Origin of the sequence: Streptomyces hoynatensis, from assembly GCF_003626535.1 — a bacterium.
Lineage (GTDB): Bacteria > Actinomycetota > Actinomycetes > Streptomycetales > Streptomycetaceae > Streptomyces > Streptomyces hoynatensis.
In genome coordinates, this window is sequence record NZ_RBAL01000011.1 from 101,871 (window position 1) to 118,707 (window position 16,837).

Below are 16,837 nucleotides of genomic sequence, written 5' to 3' on the forward strand. Positions count from 1 at the left end.
TCACGCCCCGGGCGGCTTCCCGCGTCCGTCCCCCCGTCATCGCGGACAGAAGGTGAGCAACGCATGTCGTATCCGGACGCCTCGCCGCAGGCGGACTTCGCCGCCGCGGCCGAGGCTCTGGCCCGGCATGTCCTGGGTGCCCTCAAGGGCACCCAGGAACCGCCGGGTCCCGGGGCCTTCCTGGCCGGGGCCGCGGACACGAAGGCGGCGCTGGCCGCAGTGCGGGTGCTGGGGCCTGACGTGTTCGCCCCGCTCCTGCTGACCGGAGCCCCGTTCGGCGCCGCCGACCGCGACGCCGTGACCGAGGCGTTCCGCGTCTTCCCTCCCCTCCCCCAGGACGGCGAGGAGGTGGCCTGGCGGGACCACGCCGCCGCCACGCTGCTCGCCAGGCACGGCGGCGAGCCGCCGGGCGCCGCCCCGCCACCCGTCCGGGTCGCCTCGCGGCCCTGGCGCGAGGGAGCCAGAACGCTGGCGCGGCTGGCGCCGCTCACGCTGCCCGGCCTGCCGGGCCCGTTCACCGAGCCGCCCGCCGCCCACCTGCTGACGGCCTGCCGGGGCCTCGCCCGCTCCCTGCTGCGCCGCGACCACACCACCGCCGCGCGCCTGGCGCGCTGGGCCGCGCTCGCCGGCCGCGGCGCCCGCCGCCCGCTCGACGTCGCCACCGCCCTACGCCACCTGGAGCTGTGCGGCGGCAGCGGCGCCCGCGTCGCGCTCGACATCGAGATCGCCCGCCGCCTCCTGGCCGGGCGGGAGGGAAGGACGGGATGACCGAGCCGGTCGCCGAGCCGGTGGCGCGGCTCGCGCACACCATGGCCACCCGGGCGCTCGGCTGGCTGCACCACAACCGCGAGCGCGGCCGGTTCCCGGCCGAGACCACGGCCGACCTGACCGACCCCAACAGCACCTACAAGTCGCTGGGCGAGAGCGCGCTCGCCGCCTCCCTCCTGCTGCGCGAGGGCCTCGCCTCCCCCGCGGAACAGCGGCTCGCCAGGGAGCTGCTCGACTTCTGCTGGAGCCAGCTGGGCAACGGCGACCTGCTCTACGAACGCCAGGTGCAGTTCCCGGCGATGACGGACCCGCTGGAGGTCTACGGCCCCCTGGCCAGGTCCGGCTACCGGCACCGGCGGCTCCACGAGCTGCTGACGCACCTGCACGGGCTGACCTCCCAGCGGGGCACCGAGCACGTGCCCAACCGCCGGCTCGCGGTGGCGAGCGCCTCCCGGATGGCCGGGCTCGGCGACGAGGCCGACTGGCCGGCGCTGCTCGGCGCCACCTGGCTGGGCCACACCCCCGAGCCCTGGGCGATCGACTGGATGACGGCCTACTGCCTGACCCACACCGTCTTCCACGCCACCGACTGGGGCGCCAGGCCGGGAGACCTGCCGGCCCACCTCAGGGAGTACCTGGAGACCTGGCTGCCGGTGTGGCTGGACATCTGGTGCGAGGTCAAGGACTGGGACCTCGTCATCGAACTGCTCATCGTGGACGCCTGCCTGCCCCACCCGCGCAGCGACCCGGAGATCTGGCGGCGGGTGGCCGCGGCGCAGCACGGCGACGGGCTGATGCCGCGCTCGGGCGAGCCGGTGACCGAGGACCCGGACGAGGCATTCCACGCCCACCACCACACCACGGTGGTGGCCGCCATCGCCGGGGCCCTCGCGGTCTCCCGGCACCGCGGCGCCGCGGCGGCGGTGTAGCGGTGGGCGCACAACCCGGCGGCCTGGCCGCCAGGCTGGCCTCCTTCGCCGACGCCGCCCCCCGGGGCACGGGCCTGGCCGTGGCCGCCTGGGCCCCGGGGGAAGGGGAGGCACCCGAGGGGGGCGTCACGGTCTGCCGCGGCTTCACCGGCCGCTCGGGCGGGACGCCGGTCACCGCGCGCACCGGCTTCGAGATCGGCTCGGTCACCAAGACGTTCACCGCGCTGCTGCTCGCCGAGATGGCCGCGCGGGGCGAGGTGGGGCTGCGCGACCGGCTGGGCACGCACCTGCCTGCGGCAACACTGCCGCGCGGCCCGCACGGCGCGAGATCGCCCGCGGCGGCCCTCCCGGCGGGCCCGTTCGGGGCGGGGATCACCCTGGAGCACCTGGCCACCCACACCGCCGGGCTGCCGCGCCTGCCGCCGGGGCTGGTGCGGTCCGCGCTCCCGCGCTGGTTCGCCAACCCCTACGCGGCCTTCGGCCCCGAGCGGCTTCTGCCCGCCCTGGCGCGGGCCCGCGTCCGCCGCCCGCCGGGCACCCGCACCCGGTACTCGAACTTCGGGTTCGGCCTGCTGGGCCGGGTGCTGGCCGAGGCGGCGGGGCAGGACTACCCCACCCTGCTGCGCGCCCGGGTGCTCGACCCGCTCGGCCTCCAGGACGCGGCCACGGGCCCGGCGCCCGGACAGGCCACGGGACACTGGCACGGCAGGCCGCGCCGGCCCTGGGAGATCCCGGCGCTGCCCGGGGCCGCGGCCCTGCGCTGCTCGGCGCGGGACCTGCTGCGCTACCTGCGCGCGCTGATCCGGCCCGAGGCCGCGGCCCCGCCGGGCTCCCCGCTGCGCACGGCGCTCGCCGAGGTGCTCAGGCCCCGCCCGGCCGCCCCCGACGCCGCGGCGGCCTGCCTGTCCTGGACGCGGCGCGTCCTGCCGACCCACACCGTGTACTTCCACACCGGCGGCACCAGCGGCTTCACCACGCTGGTGGGCTTCAGCCGCGAACCCGCCGTCGCCTTCGTGGCCCTCACCAACACCGCGCCGACCCTGCGCGGCACCTTCATCCAGTCCGGCTACCTGCTGCTGCGGGACCTCATCAGGCACCCGGCCCGCCTCGCCGAGTCCTGAGCCCGCCCCGGCCCGGCCCCGCGGCGCGCCGCCGCGGGGCCGGAGTGCGGGCCTGCCAGGGAGCCCGAGAGAGCCGGGGCGAGCCGGAAGCGCCGGGGAGGACAGAGGGGAGCGGAGAGGAGGGGGAGGCCGCAGGGTATGGGTCTCCTCAGGCCGGAACTCCCGGCCGGTTGCGGGCGGGAAGGTGTGGTGGCGATGCGGGAGGCGGTCGCGGAGGGCGGGCCCACGGGGGGCCGGATACGGCGGCACGCGGACGAGGACGGCGCCGCCGGGAAGGGCAACGGCGGGGACGGCGCCGCCGGGAAGGGCGACGGCGGAGCGGGCGACGGCGGGCGGGACGGCGCCCGGGGGAGCCGGGACGGAGGGGAGGGCGGCCGGGAGCCGGAGGAGTTCCGATGTCGTCTCGACGAGCTGCGCGCCGCCGAGTTCCCCTACCTCGACGCGACGGGACAGGCGTACCTGGACTACACCGGCGCCGCCCTGCCGCCGCTCTCGCTGGTCCGGGGGCACGCCGAGCGGCTCGGCCGCGGCCCGTTCGGCAACCCCCACTCGGCCAACCCCGCCTCGGCCGCCTCGAACCGCGCCCTGGAGGAGGCGCGGGCCGCGGTGCTCTCCTTCTGCGGGGCCTCCCCGCGGGACTACGTGGTGATCTTCACCGCCAATGCCACGGCCGCGATCCGGCTGGTGGCCGAGGCCCTGCCGGCCCGGTCGCGCACCCCGCTGGTGATGCTGGCGGACAACCACAACTCGGTGCTCGGCATGCGCCGTTACGCGGCCGGGACGGGCGGCTCCTGCGGGGTGGTCCCGCTGGGCGCCGACTTCAGGGCCGACTGGGGGCGGGTGGCGGAAGCGCTGGACGCGCACGCCGCGGCCCGCGGCCCGGGGCTGTTCGCCTACCCGGCCCAGTCGAACGCGAGCGGGGTGCGCCACCCGCTGTCCTGGGTGGCGCAGGCGCAGCGCCGCGGCTGGCGGGTCCTGCTCGACGCGGCGGCGTACGCGCCGACCGGGCGCCTGGACCTGGGCGCCGTGCCGGCCGACTTCGTGCCGCTGTCCTGGTACAAGATCACCGGCTATCCCTCCGGGGTGGGCTGCCTGGTGGCCAGGCGGGAGGCGCTGCGCGGGCTGCACCGGCCCTGGTTCGCCGGCGGAACGGTGCTCGCGGCCTCCTCGCACACCGACTGGCACCTGCGGGCCCCCGCCCCCGAGGGCTTCGAGGACGGCACCCTGCCGTTCCTCCTGCTGCCCGACGTGACCGCGGCCGTCTCCTGGTACGAGGCGCGGGTGCGGCCCTGGATCGCCCGGCACACCGCCGCGCTGACCGGGCGGCTGCTGGACGGGCTCGCCGCGCTGCGGTACCCGGACGGGCGGCCCGCGGTGCGGGTCCTCGGCCCTGAGGGGCTCCGGGACCGGGGGCCCGTCGTGTCCTTCAACCTGCTGCGGCCCGACGGCTCGGTCCTCGACGAGCGGATCGCCCTGGACGCCGCCGCGGCGGCCGGGGTCGACGTGCGCTCCGGCTGCTTCTGCAACCCGGGCGTCGCCGAGCTGGCCAACGGCATGACGCCCGAGGTGGTGCGCCAGGCCCTCGGCCGCGGGGCACCCTCGGACGTGGACGGGTACCTGCGGCTGCTGCGGGTGCACGCGCAGGGCGCCGTGCGCGCCTCGCTCGGCGCGGCCAGCAACGCCGCGGACGTGGACCGGCTGCTGCAGGTCTGCGCGGACCTCTGCGCGCAGGCCGCCCGGCACCCGCTGCCGGACCCCCTGGCCCCGCGCCTGGGCTGCTGACCCGCGCCGGGCGCGGGGGCAGCCGGGTGCCGTCGGCCGCAGCACGCCGCGAGCGGAGGGGCCGGGGCGGGGGCCGTTGTATACAGTCGGCTGGTCCCACGCCCAGCGGTGCTGGCCCCGGAGCAGACGGAGGAAGACGTGCCCCTGCATGAGAAGTCCGAGACCGCGTACGCCGAGGTGCTGGCGCGCAATCCCGGCGAGGACGAGTTCCACCAGGCCGTGCGGGAGGTGCTGGAGAGCATCGGCCCGGTCCTCGGCAAGCATCCGCAGTACACCGACGCCAAGATCGTCTCGCGGATCTGCGAGCCGGAGCGGCAGATCATCTTCCGGGTGCCCTGGGAGGACGACCAGGGCCGCATCCACATCAACCGCGGCTTCCGGGTGGAGTTCAACAGCACGCTCGGCCCCTACAAGGGCGGGCTGCGCTTCCACCCCTCGGTGCGTCTTGGCACGATCAAGTTCCTCGGTTTCGAGCAGATCTTCAAGAACGCCCTCACGGGCCTGCCGATCGGCGGCGGGAAGGGCGGCTCCGACTTCGACCCCAAGGGGCGCTCGGACCGCGAGGTGATGCGGTTCTGCCAGAGCTTCATGACCGAGCTGTACCGGCACATCGGCGAGCACACGGACGTGCCCGCGGGCGACATCGGGGTCGGCGGCCGGGAGATCGGCTACCTGTTCGGCCAGTACAAGCGGATCACCAACAGGTACGAGTCGGGGGTGCTCACCGGCAAGGGCCTGCCCTATGGCGGCGCCCAGGTGCGCACCGAGGCCACCGGCTACGGCTGCGTGTTCTTCGTGGAGGAGATGCTGGCCGCGCGCGGCGAGTCCTTCGACGGCAAGCGGGTGGTGGTCTCCGGCTCGGGCAACGTCGCCCTGTACGCGATGGAGAAGGCGCGGCAGCTCGGCGCGACGGTCGTGGCCTGTTCCGACTCCGACGGCTACGTCCTCGACGAGAAGGGGCTGGACGTGGAGCTCCTGAAGGAGATCAAGGAGGTGCGCCGGGAGCGCCTGAGCCGCTACCCGGAGACGGTCTCCGGCGCGGTCTACGTCCCGGGCCGCCGGGTGTGGGAGGTGCCCTGCGAGGTGGCGCTGCCCTGCGCGACGCAGAACGAGATCACCGGCAAGGAGGCCGAGGAGATGGTCCGCGGCGGCTGCACGGCGGTCGGCGAGGGCGCCAACATGCCGACGACGCCCGAGGGCACCCGGGTGTTCCTGGAGGCCGGGGTGGCCTTCGCGCCCGGCAAGGCGGCCAACGCGGGCGGGGTGGCCACCTCGGCGCTCGAAATGCAGCAGAACGCCTCCCGGGACTCCTGGTCGTTCGAGTACTCGGAGCGGCGGCTGCGCGAGATCATGCGCGGCATTCACGCCCGGTGCCGGGAGACGGCCGAGGAGTACGGGATGCCGGGCAACTACATCGCCGGCGCGAACATCGCCGCCTACACGAAGGTGGCCGACGCGATGCTGTCCCTCGGCCTGATCTGAGGGGCGCAGGCCCGGCGGCCCGGAGCCCGCCGGGCCTGGCGCGCGCCGGGCCTCAGGCGGCGGGCGGGCCCGCCTGTGGCGCCGGGGCGGCGCCGCGGGGGCCGCGGTCCGCGGGAGGGCCCTGGGGCCTGCCGACCGGGAGGTTGCGCATCGGCAGCAGGGCGGCGAGGGCGAGGAGCGCGGCGAGGGTGCCGCTCCAGGCGATGGTGCCGCCGATGCCGGAGGCGGTGGGCCCCGCGGTGCCCTCGCGGCTCAGCAGCGACTGGGCGCAGGCCAGCCCGAACGCGCCGCCGATCTGCTTGGCGAGGGCGGAACACGCGGTGGCGACGCCCATGTCGGCGTGCGGGACGCAGTTCTGGGTGGCGATGGTGAGGCCGCCCATCGCCGGCCCCGTGCCCAGGCCCGCGGCCAGCAGCCACAGGGAGGTCAGCGCGGGCGGGGTCGCGTCGCCCAGCGCGAAGAAGCCGCCGGTGCCGGCGCAGAGCAGTGCCGCGCCGGTCAGCAGCGCGGGCTTGACCTGTCCACTGCGCACGACGGCCAGGGAGGTGAGCCGGTTGCCCAGCGTCATGCCGGCCAGCAGCGGCAGGAGCAGGAGGCCGGAGGCGGTGGCGGAGTGGCCGCGGACGTACTGGAAGTACAGCGGCAGGAAGACGCCCACGGGCAGCGCGGCGACCTGGAAGAAGAAGCCGGCGGTCAGCAGGGCGGCGTAGCTGCGGTTGCCGAACAGCCGCAGCGGGAGGACCGGGAGGGCCGCGCGCCGCTCGACCGGGACGAGCAGCGCGAGCAGCGCGAGGCCCCCGAGGAGGCAGCAGGAGACGGCGGGGTCGGTCCACGGCCGCGGGTGGCCGGCGTCCGCGTTGCCCTTGAGGCTGAGGGCGGTCAGCACCGCGGAGAGGCCGGCGGCGAGCAGGAGGATTCCGGCCGTGTCGAGGCGGCCCGCGGGCGGCGGGGCGGGGCGGCGGGCGGGGAGCGCGAGGGCGAGGACGGCCGCGGCGGCCAGGCCGAGGGGGAGGTTGAGCCAGAACGCCCAGCGCCAGCCGGCGTGGTCGGCCAGCACGCCGCCGAGGATCGGGCCGCCGACCATGCCGAGCACCATCATGGCGCCCATCGCCGTCTGCATCCGGATCAGCCCGCCCGGCCGGGAGAGCGGGAACAGGTCGCGGATGAGGGCCATGCCGAGGGTGAGGAGGGCTCCGGCGCCAAGACCCTGCACCGCGCGGAAGAGGATCAGCTCCGCCATGGAGCCGGACAGGCCGCAGGCCAGCGAGCCGGCCAGGAACACGGCGAGCCCGCCGAGCAGCAGCCGGCGGCGGCCGTACAGGTCGGAGAAGCGGCCGTAGACCGGGACGCTCACCGAGGAGGTGAGCAGGTAGGCGGTGACGAGCCAGACGTACCAGGTGTCGTCGCCGCCGATCTGCTCGACGATGCGCGGCAGGGCGGTGCCGACCACGGTGCCGTCCAGCAGGGCAAGGAAGGCGCAGCCGAGCAGGGCCAGGGTGATCACCGTGCGGCGGCGGGGGGCGAGTTCCCCGTACGGGTCGGGCGCGGCCGCCGCCTCCTCCCCTGGGCTGGGAGGGGGCGGCGGGCCGGAGGGAGCGGAAGGGGCCGGGGGGCCGGTGGGATCGGGGGGCATCGAGGGAGTGGCCGACATGCCGGCAAGGCTAATGAGTGAGCACTCACTCAGTCAACCTCGCCGCCGCGGCCCGTCACGGCCCCGAAGTCGCGCAGGAAGCGGGTCAGCAGCCGGGCCAGGGTGGCGCGGTCCTCCGCCGCCCAGCCCGCCGTCGCCTCGGCGACGATCCCGCGCCGGAACTCCCGGATGCGCCCGAGCACCTCGCGCCCCTCCGCGGTGAGGCGCAGCGGGGAACGGCGGCCGTCGCGCTGGTCCGCCTCCCGGCGCAGCAGCCCCGCGGCCAGGGCCTGGGCGGCCAGGCGGCTGGAGCGCGGCTGGTCCACGCCGAGCGCGGCGGCGGCCTCGGTGACGGTCAGGCCCCCGCCCCGCTCCCCCGCCGCCGCGACCGCGTCAAGCAGTTCGAACACTGCGTCCGGAAGGGCGGCGTGGGCCCCGGCCCGCCGGCCGCGCCGCGCCGAGAGCCGGGCCAGGGCGCCGCGCCTGCCGGAGCGGCGCAGGGCGAGGACCGCCGCCTCGATCGCCTCGATCGCCTCGGCCGCATCGCGCGCCTCGGCCCCGCCGGCCGCCCTCGGCGCCACGGCCCCCGCCCGCCCCCGCGCCCCGTCCGCCGCCCCGAAGGACCCGGCGGGCGGGGCGAGTTCGGCGGGCTCACGGGAGGCCGCCGCCCCCTCTTCCGGCTTGCGCGCCACGTCCCCTCCATGCATAGTTGCCGACAATTACATGTGAGTTTACATGCATCTCCCCGGCCGACCGCCGGGGACGGCACCAGGCGGAGGTACCCGTGAACACACCCCGGCCCATCGGCTACTGGCTGAAGCACCTGCACGAGCTGCTGGAGCGGCAACTGGAGGTCACCCTCGCCGGCCTCGGGCTCGGCCGCCGCCACTGGCAGATCCTCAACACGCTGGACGGGGGCGCGCGCACCCCGGCGGAGCTGCGGGCGGCCCTCGCCCCCTTCTGGTCGGCGGACGCCCCCGCGCTCGACGCGGTGCTGGCCCGCCTCGCGGAGCTGGGCTGGACCCGCCGGGCCGGCGACGGTTCCGGCGCGCTCCTCCTCACCGGGGCCGGGCGCGCCGCCCACCAGGAGGCGGCCGCCAGGATCGCGGAAACCCGGGCCCTGGTGCTGGCGGGGCTGACGCCGGAACAGTACGGGGAGACGGTGCGGGTGCTGTCGGTCATGGCGGGCAACGTGGAGGCCGCGCTCGCCGGCCGGTAGCGCCCCGGGGCATTCCCCGCGCGCCGCCCGGGTACGACTACCAGGCGCGACCGCCGCGGGCGGCGCGCCGCCGGTGGCCGCAGGCACGCCGGGCCGACGGTGGCCCAAGCCGCGGGGCGGCGGCGCGCCCGTGGGTCAACGGCCGTGCCGCCGCGGAGAGTTGGCGTCACGACTTGGGCGTGTGAGCGGTTTGTGGGAGATGCTTGTCCCGACAGTGGAGAGGAGAAGCCCGATGAGTGGCCCCACCAAGGGGATCGGCAGAGCCCAAGTGATGCTCAAGTGGGACCCGAGCCCGCTGGGCGAGCCCGCCGACGACCTGGACATCATCGCCGCGACGTACCGCGCCGAGGCCCCCTACGGCGAGCCCGCCTACCTGGTGCACTTCGACAGCAGGTCGCCGGACGGCACGATCACCCTCAGCCGGGACAGCCGCAACGGCCAGGGGTTCGGCTACGACGAGGTGATGCTCTTCGAGCTCGATCGCCTCGCCGCCGCGTACTCCAGGGTCGTGGTGGGCGTGGTCATCCAGCAGGAGAACGGCCCCAGGACCTTCGGGCAGGTGGCCAACACCCAGTTCCGGGTGCTTGAGGGCCAGTACACGGTGCTCGCCGAGGACGACTTCGCCGACGTCTCGGGCTGCACGGCCGCCACGGTGGCCGAGTTCCGCAGGAACGAGGCGGGCGCCTGGAGCTTCCGCAAGGACATCCGCGGCTTCCACGCCGACCCGACGGCCTTCACCACGATGATGGCGGGCGAGCCGGGCTGAGCACGGGGCGGGCGGCCCGCGCCGGGTGCGCCGGCCGCCCGCCGCGCACGCCGGACGCGTACGCCCCGGGGTCCCGGTGGCGGCGCGGGAACGGGCGCCGCTAGGCTGGCCGCGGGCCGTGACTGGCGCTACGAGGTGGAGCACCACCGGGGAGCGGCCCGGCGATCCGCCACTGCCGTGCGCCTGGGCGTCCCGCAGCCGACCGCGCAGGAGCAGCCCATGCCCGCAACCAGCACCGCCGGCCTCATGGACGGCACCGCCCTCGCCCGGCGCCTCGTCGAGCGCAGCGCCGCCAAGGCCGCCACGATCACCGAACGCACCGGGGCCGCGCCCTGCCTGGCCACCGTGCTGGTCGGCGAGGACCCCGCCTCGGTGACGTACGTCAGGATGAAGCGCAACCGCTGCGCCAAGGCCGGCATCACCTCCCGCCACGTGGAGCTGCCCGCCGCGACCACCACCGCGGAACTGGTCGGCACCCTCACGGAGTTGTCCCGGGACCCGGGGGTGCACGGCATCCTGCTCCAGCACCCGGTGGGCGCGCACATCGACGAGCGGGCGGCCTTCGAGGCGATCGCGCCGGAGAAGGACGTGGACGGCGTCACCATGCACTCCTTCGCCGCGATGGGCTTCGGGCTGCCCGGCTTCGTCTCCTGCACCCCCGGCGGCATCCTGCGCCTGCTCGACGCCTACGACGTGCCGCTCGCCGGGAAGCACGCGGTGGTCGTCGGCCGCAGCCCGATCCTCGGCAAGCCGGTGGGGATGCTGCTGCTGGGCCGCGACGCCACCGTCACCTACTGCCACTCCAGGACGGCCGACCTGTCCGGGCACGTGCGGCAGGCCGACATCCTGGTCGCCGCGGTGGGGCGCCCCCGCTTCCTGGCGGGCGCCGACATCAAGCCGGGGGCCGTGGTGATCGACGCGGGCTACAACCCGGGCAACGTCGGCGACGTGGACTTCGACTCGGCCCGCGAGCGCGCCTCGCTGATCACCCCGGTGCCCGGCGGCGTCGGCCCGATGACGATCGCGGTGCTGCTGGCCCAGACCGTGGACGCCGCCGCGGAGCAACTGGGGCTCGGCCTCCCGCCGGTGAACTGACCGGCGCCGCGGCCGGCCCAGGGCCGGGGGCGGTGCCGCGCGGGGCGGCCCACGGGCCCCGGCCCCGGCGGCGGCTCAGGCCGGCACGCGGTCGCTGTCCCGCGTCCAGTGACGGTGATAGGCGAGGGCCACGGCGAAGGCCTCGGCGGCCTCGGCCGCGGCGGCCGGGTCGGTGGCCGTGACCACGCCCTTCTCGTCGACGAGCCGGCCGCCGTCCCCGGCGAGCCGCACCCCGGGCAGCCGCAGCTCCTCCAGCAGGGACACGCCGCTGCCGAGGGCCGCCACCGCCTTGCCGTGCTTGAACGCCTCGGTGACGTAGAACCTGGCCAGCCCGTCCTCGGCCAGCGCCCGGGCGCACTTCTCGCCGCCCGGCACGCAGACCGCGTCGTAGAGGACCGAGGACATCGTCTGCATCGCCCGGTCCACCGGCACCTCCCCGCCCTCGGCGGAGCGCACCGTGCCGTCGTGCGCGGCGAGCACCTCGACGACGGCCCCGCCCCGCCCGAGCACCTCGCGCAGCGCCGCCACGTCCGACTCGGCCACCCCGTCCGCGGCCAGCAGGGCGACGCGGCGGGTGGCGATGGAGTCGGTGGGGCTGTTGGCCTGGCTGAGGGCGGGCGAGGACCTGCCGTGGTTGGCGACGGCGGGCTCCGCGGGCGGGGTCACGCCGATGCCCTCGGCGACCCGGGTGGCCAGCTCGTGGTCGATGTGGTTGAGCCGGCCGACCGTGCGCTCGCGGACCTCCATGGAGAGCACCTTGCCCAGCTCGAAGCGGTAGCCGGCGACGATGTGCTCCTTCTCCCAGCCGGCCATGCTGTTCCAGAAGAGGGTGGCCTGGCTGTAGTGGTCGGCGAAGCTCTCGCTGCGCTTGCGGATCTTGACCCCGTCCACCCGCTCCTGATGGTGCGTGTAGGCGCCGGCGTCAGGGGAGGCGAGCGCCGGGCAGCCGCCGCCGAGCGAGTTGGGCGCGTAGGCCGCCTGGCCGGGGTGGATGCGGTGCTGGCCGTAGCCGTCGCGCTGGTTGTTGCGGACCGGGGCGACGGGCCGGTTGACCGGCAGCTGCTCGAAGTTGGGCCCGCCCAGCCGGATCAGCTGCGTGTCCAGGTAGGAGAAGTTCCGGCCCTGGAGCAGCGGGTCGTTGGTGAAGTCGATGCCGGGCACGACGTGCGCCGTGTGGAAGGCGACCTGCTCGGTCTCGGCGAAGAAGTTGTCCGGGTTCTTGTTCAGCACCATCTTCCCGATCGGGCGCAGCGGCACCACCTCCTCGGGAATGATCTTGGTGGGGTCGAGCAAATCGAAGTCGTAGGCGAACTCGTCCTCCTCAGGCACCAGCTGGACGCTCAGCTCGAACTCGGGGAAGTCGCCCCGCTCGATGGCGTCCCACAGGTCCCTGCGGTTGAAGTCGGGATCCTTGCCCGCGATCTTCTGCGCCTCGTCCCAGACCAGCGAGTGGGTGCCCAGGGCGGGCCGCCAGTGGAACTTGACGAAGGTGCCGCGGCCCTCGGCGTTGACGAACCGGAAGGTGTGCACCCCGAAGCCCTGCATCATCCGGTAGCTGCGCGGCAGCGCCCGGTCGGACATCAGCCACAGCACCACGTGCATGGACTCCGGCTGGAGCGACACGAAGTCCCAGAAGGTGTCGTGCGCGGAGGCGGCCTGCGGGATCTCGTTCGGCGGCTCCGGCTTCACCGCGTGCACGAAGTCGGGGAACTTGATGGCGTCCTGGATGAAGAACACCGGGAAGTTGTTGCCGACCAGGTCGTAGTTGCCCTCCCGGGTGTAGAACTTGGTGGCGAAGCCGCGCACGTCGCGGACGGTGTCCGCGGAGCCGCGCGAGCCGGCGACCGTCGAGAAGCGCACGAACACCGGGGTCTCGCGGCCGGGGTCCTGGAGGAAGTCGGCCTTGGTGTACTCGGCGAGCGAGGCGTAGGGCCGGAAGGTGCCGTACGCGCCCGCGCCCCGGGCGTGGACGACCCGCTCCGGGATGCGCTCGTGGTCGAAGTGGGTCACCTTCTCCCGGAAGTGGAAGTCCTCCAGCAGCGTCGGCCCGCGCTCCCCCACGCTCAGCGAGTTGTCGGTGTCGTCCACCCGGGTGCCGAAGTTCGTCGTGAGGTAGGAGTCCTCCGCGCGGTCGCGCAGCGGGTCGAGCTGCTCCTGTTTGCCTGGCACGCCCTCGGGCGCCGACCGGCCGCGGGCGTCGTTGGTCGACATGCTGATGTCCCTCCGGATCGCGGGTGGGGGCAGGGGGCCCACCGATTACCCGCCCCTACCGGAATAAACCCTGCCCCTTCCCTACAAGTGGCACGACTCGGCCGCGCCGTCCTAGATCCCCAGCACGGCGGGCAGTCCGTCCGCCGGGTCGGCCGCCCCGGCGAGCGCCGCGCGCCGCCGGTCCGCCTGCTCCCTGCCCCCGTCCAGGCACCACTCAAGCCAGGCGTCCAGCCGGGGGCGTTCGAGGCGTTCCGCCGGCACCAGCGCGGGCCAGTCGCACGCCTTGGCCTGCGCGGTCACCTTGGCGCCGCCGCGCACCGGGTCGACGGCCAGGGCCGGGACGCCCACCCGCAGCGCGAGCACCAGGCCGTGCAGCCGGTCGGTGACCACCGCGTCCACGCGTTCCAGCGCGGACAGGAGCTGGTCCGCGGTCGCGCACAGCGTGCCGTCCCCGGTGTCGAGGCGGCTCTCCAGCATCACCGGGGCGCAGGGCGCCTCGGCCAGCCAGGAGGTCACCGCCTCGGCCACCGTCTCGTGCATGCGGCGGTCGGCGTACTCGCGCTGCCCGCGGGTGAGCAGCACGCCGACGACCGGGGTGCGGGCCACGCGGGGGGCGTGCAGGGACAGGTCGAGGGCCGGGGTGGTGCCCTCCCCGTCGCGGGGCAGCACCGTGTGGAATCCGGTGACCGCCGGGTCCTCCGCGTCCACCAGCGAGGTGCCGACGGCGACGCGGTGGCAGTGCGCGAACCGCTCGTGCAGCTCGGCCAGGCGCGGGCCGTGCAGCGGCCCGCACACGAACAGCAGCCGGTCGTAGTCGGCGGGGCGCGCGTCGTCCAGGCTCAGCCCGTCCGGCCGGAAGCGGGGGCTGAAGGCCACGTCGTAGGGCTGCCCGTGCCGGTCGAGGACCGCCCGCACCCGCTGCAGGGCCAGCAGGTCACCCGCCGTGGCCTCGCCCTCGACGAAACTGAACCACCCGGTCAGCAGGGTGCGCCCGCCCGCTCGCTTCATCCGCCCCGGGTCCCCGGGGCGGCGGGCGCCAAACGTCCGGGGCGGGGCGGGCGCCAGGGGCGCGGGTTTCGCGGGGGGCCCGCTGGGCACTCGCGCCTGCGTGCCGCACTCGCCCGTCGGGGTGGTCATCGCCACCCGCAACCGCGCCGCCAGCCTGGCCAGCACGCTGGAGCGGCTGTGCGCGCTGCCGGAGCGCCCGCAGATCGTCGTGGTCGACAACGACTCGGCCGACGACACCGGCGCCCGGGTCGAGCGGTTCCCCGGGGTGCGGCTGCTGCGGCTGCCGGACAACCGGGGCGCGCTGGCGCGCAACATCGGCGCCCGGGCCCTGGCCCTGCCCTACGTGGCCTTCAGCGACGACGACTCCTGGTGGGCGCCGGGCGCGCTGGCCGCGGCGGCCGAGTCCCTGGACGCCGACCCGCGCATCGGGCTGCTGGCCGCACGGACCCTGGTGGCGCCGCGGCAGACGCCCGACCCGCTGAACCGGACGCTGGCCTCCTCGCCGCTCGGCGGGCCGGCCGAGCCGCCGGCGCTGCCCGGGCCGCAGGTGCTCGGCTTCCTCGGCTGTGCCGCCGTCGCGCGGCGCGAGGCGTTCCTCGCCGTCGGCGGCTACCACCCGCTGCTGTTCTTCGGCGCGGAGGAGACCCTGCTGGCCTACGACCTGACCGCGGCCGGCTGGCTGGTGTGCTACGCCCCGCAGGTCACGGCCGTCCACCAGCCCGCGGACGGGGAACGGCCGCAGCGGCGCACGCTGGTGCGGCGCAACGAGACGCTGACCTCCTGGCTGCGCCGCCCGGCGCACATCGCGCTGCGCGACACCTGGCGGCTGACGCGCGCCGCCCCGCGCGACCCCGCGGCCCGGCAGGCGCTGCGGCAGCTGCTGCCGAGGATGCCCGCGGCCCTGCGCGGCAGGCGGCGGCTGCCACCCGAGGTGGAGGCCGGCGTCCGCAGGCTGGAGGCGGACCATGCCGGGCGATGACCGGATCTCGGTGGTGATCATCACCCACAACCGCAAGGCGGAGCTGCTGCGGACGCTGGACCGGCTGGCGGCGCTGCCGGAGCGCCCGCGGGTCATCGTCACGGACAACGGCTCCACCGACGGCACCGCGCGGGCCGTGGCCGAGCGGCATCCGCGGGTGCGGGTGCTGAGCCCGGGCGCCAACCTGGGCGCCGTCGGCCGCAACCTGGCGGTGCGCGAGGTGCGCACCCCGTATACGGCGTTCTGCGACGACGACACCTGGTGGTCGCCCGGCTCCCTCGCGGGGGCGGCCGACCTGCTGGACGCGCACCAGGCCGTGGCCACCGTGACGGCCAGGATCGTGGTGGAGCCCGGGGGCGAGGAGGACCCCATCGTCGAGGAGCTGCGCTCCTCGCCGCTGCCGCGTCCCGCGGGCCTGCCGGGCCCCGTGCTCGGGTCGTTCCTGGCCGGGGCCACGGTGCTGCGCACCGGCGCCTTCCGCGCGGCGGGCGGCTTCTCGCCGCGGCTGTGGCTCGGCGGCGAGGAGGAGCTGCTGGCCGCCGATCTGATGGCGCGCGGCTGGTGGCTGCTGTTCGCCGAGGAGCTGAGCATCCACCACGCGCCCTCGGCGCTGCGGGACCCGACCAGGCGGCGGGCCGACGGCATCCGCAACACCCTGTGGTTCACCTGGCTGCGCCGCCCGGCGGGACCGGCGCTGCGCCGCACCTGGCGGCTGCTCGGCAGCGTGCCGCGCGACCGCGCCTCGGCCGCCGCGCTGCTGCGGGCCGCCGCCGGAACCCCCTGGCTGCTGCGCGAACGGCGCGTCGTCCCGCCTCCGGTGGAGGCCGCGCTGCGGCTGCTCGACGAGGCGCAGCACCACTCGAAGGCCAGGCGTTACGTGGGCTAGAGGTCGATGACGACCTTGCCCTTCACGCGTCGGCCGGCCTGGAGTTCGGCCGCGCGGCGGATCTGCTCGATCGGGAAGCTCGCCTCGATGGGCACCCGGAGTCGGCCTGCCGCGACCAGGCGGGCAATCCCGTCCAGGGCACCGGGGGCCGCGTGCGCGCCGTTGGCCGCAGGTACGCCCTCGACCCGCGCGGCGATGGTGCAGATGCGGTCGTCCGGGACGCCGAGTTCCCGTGCGACCTGGACGGTCTCCGTCCCCTGCAGGTCGAGGGCGGCGGTGACCCCGCCGGGCGCAAGGGATCGGACCCGGTCAGCCAGGCCGTCGCCGTAGGCGACCGGCTCGGCTCCCAGCTCGCGCAGGAAGTGGGCCGAGGCGGGCGCTCCTGTCCCGATCACGCGCGCTCCTGCGATCCGGGCCAGCTGCACGGCGAACACCCCGACGCCGCCCCCCGCGCCACCGATCAGCACGATGTCGTCCGGGCGCAGGCCGACCGCCGCGAGAGCGGCGGATGCCGTACGGCCGGCGATCGCGAGGGTGGCAGCCGTGCGATCGTCGACGCCGTCCGGGGTGTGATACGCCTCGTTCGCCGCGTGCGCCCCGGCCGCGTCGACCACCACGAAGTCGGCGACCGCACGCGACAGGGCACCTCCGAACACCCGGTCGCCAGGCGCAAAGCCCGTCACCTTGTCTCCGATCCGGTCGACCACGCCCGCATAGTCGGTCCCGAACCCGGTGGGGAGACTCAGGCCGAACAGGGCGGCGGTGTCCGCGTCGGCGGTCATTTTCCAGTCCATCGGGTTCAGCCCGGCAGCGGTAACGCGCACTCGGATCTGTCCCGGGCCGGGCTGGGGAACGGGGATCTCCTGGATGTCGAGGACTTCGGGCCCGCCGAATGATGCGAGCCGGACCGCCCTGCCGTTCTGTTCCCCCATGGTGTGCCTGCCTCTTCGGAATCGAGCGG

Annotated in this window: 15 protein-coding genes and 1 riboswitch; of the genes, 10 read left to right on the plus strand and 5 right to left on the minus strand. The window is 75.8% G+C overall.

All coding sequences use genetic code 11. The features are described from left to right. The first annotated feature begins 63 nt into the window (after positions 1-63). The 5 genes from D7294_RS19410 (at position 64) to gdhA (ending at position 6,082) form a co-directional block, all read left to right on the plus strand. On the plus strand, positions 64-768 hold the full coding sequence (locus D7294_RS19410) for a hypothetical protein (protein ID WP_241562484.1): 705 nt from the start codon (positions 64-66) through the stop codon (positions 766-768). Continuing rightward, positions 765-1,697 carry a DUF6895 family protein gene (locus tag D7294_RS19415; RefSeq protein WP_120681473.1) on the plus strand — a complete coding sequence of 311 codons (933 nt, stop codon included), beginning with the start codon at positions 765-767 and terminating at the stop codon, positions 1,695-1,697. The genes D7294_RS19410 and D7294_RS19415 overlap by 4 nt, the downstream gene beginning before the upstream one ends. 2 nt (positions 1,698-1,699) lie before the next feature. Continuing rightward, positions 1,700-2,818, plus strand: coding sequence for a serine hydrolase domain-containing protein (locus D7294_RS19420; protein ID WP_241562485.1), 1,119 nt, complete (start codon positions 1,700-1,702; stop codon positions 2,816-2,818). Between the two features lie 195 nt (positions 2,819-3,013). Next, on the plus strand, positions 3,014-4,600 hold the full coding sequence (locus tag D7294_RS19425; protein WP_194117757.1) for an aminotransferase class V-fold PLP-dependent enzyme: 1,587 nt from the start codon (positions 3,014-3,016) through the stop codon (positions 4,598-4,600). Positions 4,601-4,738: 138 nt separating this feature from the next. Beyond that, the gene (gene gdhA / locus D7294_RS19430; protein WP_120681475.1) at positions 4,739-6,082 is read left to right on the plus strand and encodes an NADP-specific glutamate dehydrogenase; all 1,344 of its coding nucleotides are present in this window, start codon (positions 4,739-4,741) and stop codon (positions 6,080-6,082) included. Positions 6,083-6,134: 52 nt separating this feature from the next. On the opposite strand, the gene D7294_RS19435 is transcribed toward gdhA, so the two are convergent. Both D7294_RS19435 and D7294_RS19440 read right to left on the minus strand, forming a co-directional pair. Further along, a complete protein-coding gene (locus D7294_RS19435) occupies positions 6,135-7,733 on the minus strand; it encodes an MFS transporter (RefSeq protein WP_241562486.1) in 1,599 nt (532 codons plus the stop codon). A 29-nt stretch (positions 7,734-7,762) separates the two neighbouring features. Beyond that, positions 7,763-8,404 (minus strand): MarR family winged helix-turn-helix transcriptional regulator, encoded by a 642-nt coding sequence (locus tag D7294_RS19440; RefSeq protein WP_241562487.1) that lies wholly within the window; start codon positions 8,402-8,404, stop codon positions 7,763-7,765. Between the two features lie 92 nt (positions 8,405-8,496). On the opposite strand from D7294_RS19440, the gene D7294_RS19445 reads away from it, so the two are divergent. The 3 genes from D7294_RS19445 to D7294_RS19455 all read left to right on the plus strand — a co-directional run bounded on the left by D7294_RS19445 (position 8,497) and on the right by D7294_RS19455 (position 10,792). Further along, a complete protein-coding gene (locus tag D7294_RS19445) occupies positions 8,497-8,931 on the plus strand; it encodes a MarR family winged helix-turn-helix transcriptional regulator (protein ID WP_120681479.1) in 435 nt (144 codons plus the stop codon). 232 nt (positions 8,932-9,163) lie between these two features. Further along, on the plus strand, positions 9,164-9,697 hold the full coding sequence (locus tag D7294_RS19450; RefSeq protein ID WP_120681481.1) for a TerD family protein: 534 nt from the start codon (positions 9,164-9,166) through the stop codon (positions 9,695-9,697). Positions 9,698-9,805: 108 nt separating this feature from the next. Further along, a riboswitch (ZMP/ZTP riboswitch) is annotated at positions 9,806-9,893 on the plus strand. Positions 9,894-9,916: 23 nt separating this feature from the next. Continuing rightward, positions 9,917-10,792: a bifunctional 5,10-methylenetetrahydrofolate dehydrogenase/5,10-methenyltetrahydrofolate cyclohydrolase gene (locus D7294_RS19455; protein ID WP_120681632.1), complete on the plus strand. Its 876-nt coding sequence runs from the start codon at positions 9,917-9,919 to the stop codon at positions 10,790-10,792. 75 nt (positions 10,793-10,867) lie between these two features. On the opposite strand, the gene D7294_RS19460 is transcribed toward D7294_RS19455, so the two are convergent. Beyond that, positions 10,868-13,003, minus strand: coding sequence for a catalase (locus D7294_RS19460; RefSeq protein WP_120681483.1), 2,136 nt, complete (start codon positions 13,001-13,003; stop codon positions 10,868-10,870). A 111-nt stretch (positions 13,004-13,114) separates the two neighbouring features. Further along, the gene (locus D7294_RS19465) at positions 13,115-14,011 is read right to left on the minus strand and encodes a polysaccharide pyruvyl transferase family protein (RefSeq protein WP_120681485.1); all 897 of its coding nucleotides are present in this window, start codon (positions 14,009-14,011) and stop codon (positions 13,115-13,117) included. Positions 14,012-14,111: 100 nt separating this feature from the next. On the opposite strand from D7294_RS19465, the gene D7294_RS19470 reads away from it, so the two are divergent. Together D7294_RS19470 and D7294_RS19475 are read left to right on the plus strand one after the other, a co-directional pair. Further along, positions 14,112-14,990, plus strand: a complete 879-nt coding sequence (locus D7294_RS19470) for a glycosyltransferase family 2 protein (protein ID WP_120681487.1) — start codon at positions 14,112-14,114, stop codon at positions 14,988-14,990. Beyond that, the gene (locus D7294_RS19475; RefSeq protein ID WP_120681489.1) at positions 14,977-15,876 is read left to right on the plus strand and encodes a glycosyltransferase family 2 protein; all 900 of its coding nucleotides are present in this window, start codon (positions 14,977-14,979) and stop codon (positions 15,874-15,876) included. The genes D7294_RS19470 and D7294_RS19475 overlap by 14 nt, the downstream gene beginning before the upstream one ends. Here the strand turns inward: D7294_RS19475 and D7294_RS19480 are convergent. After that, the gene (locus tag D7294_RS19480) at positions 15,873-16,808 is read right to left on the minus strand and encodes an NADP-dependent oxidoreductase (protein WP_120681490.1); all 936 of its coding nucleotides are present in this window, start codon (positions 16,806-16,808) and stop codon (positions 15,873-15,875) included. The two genes, D7294_RS19475 and D7294_RS19480, sit on opposite strands and share 4 nt — an antisense overlap. Positions 16,809-16,837 lie beyond the last annotated feature (29 nt).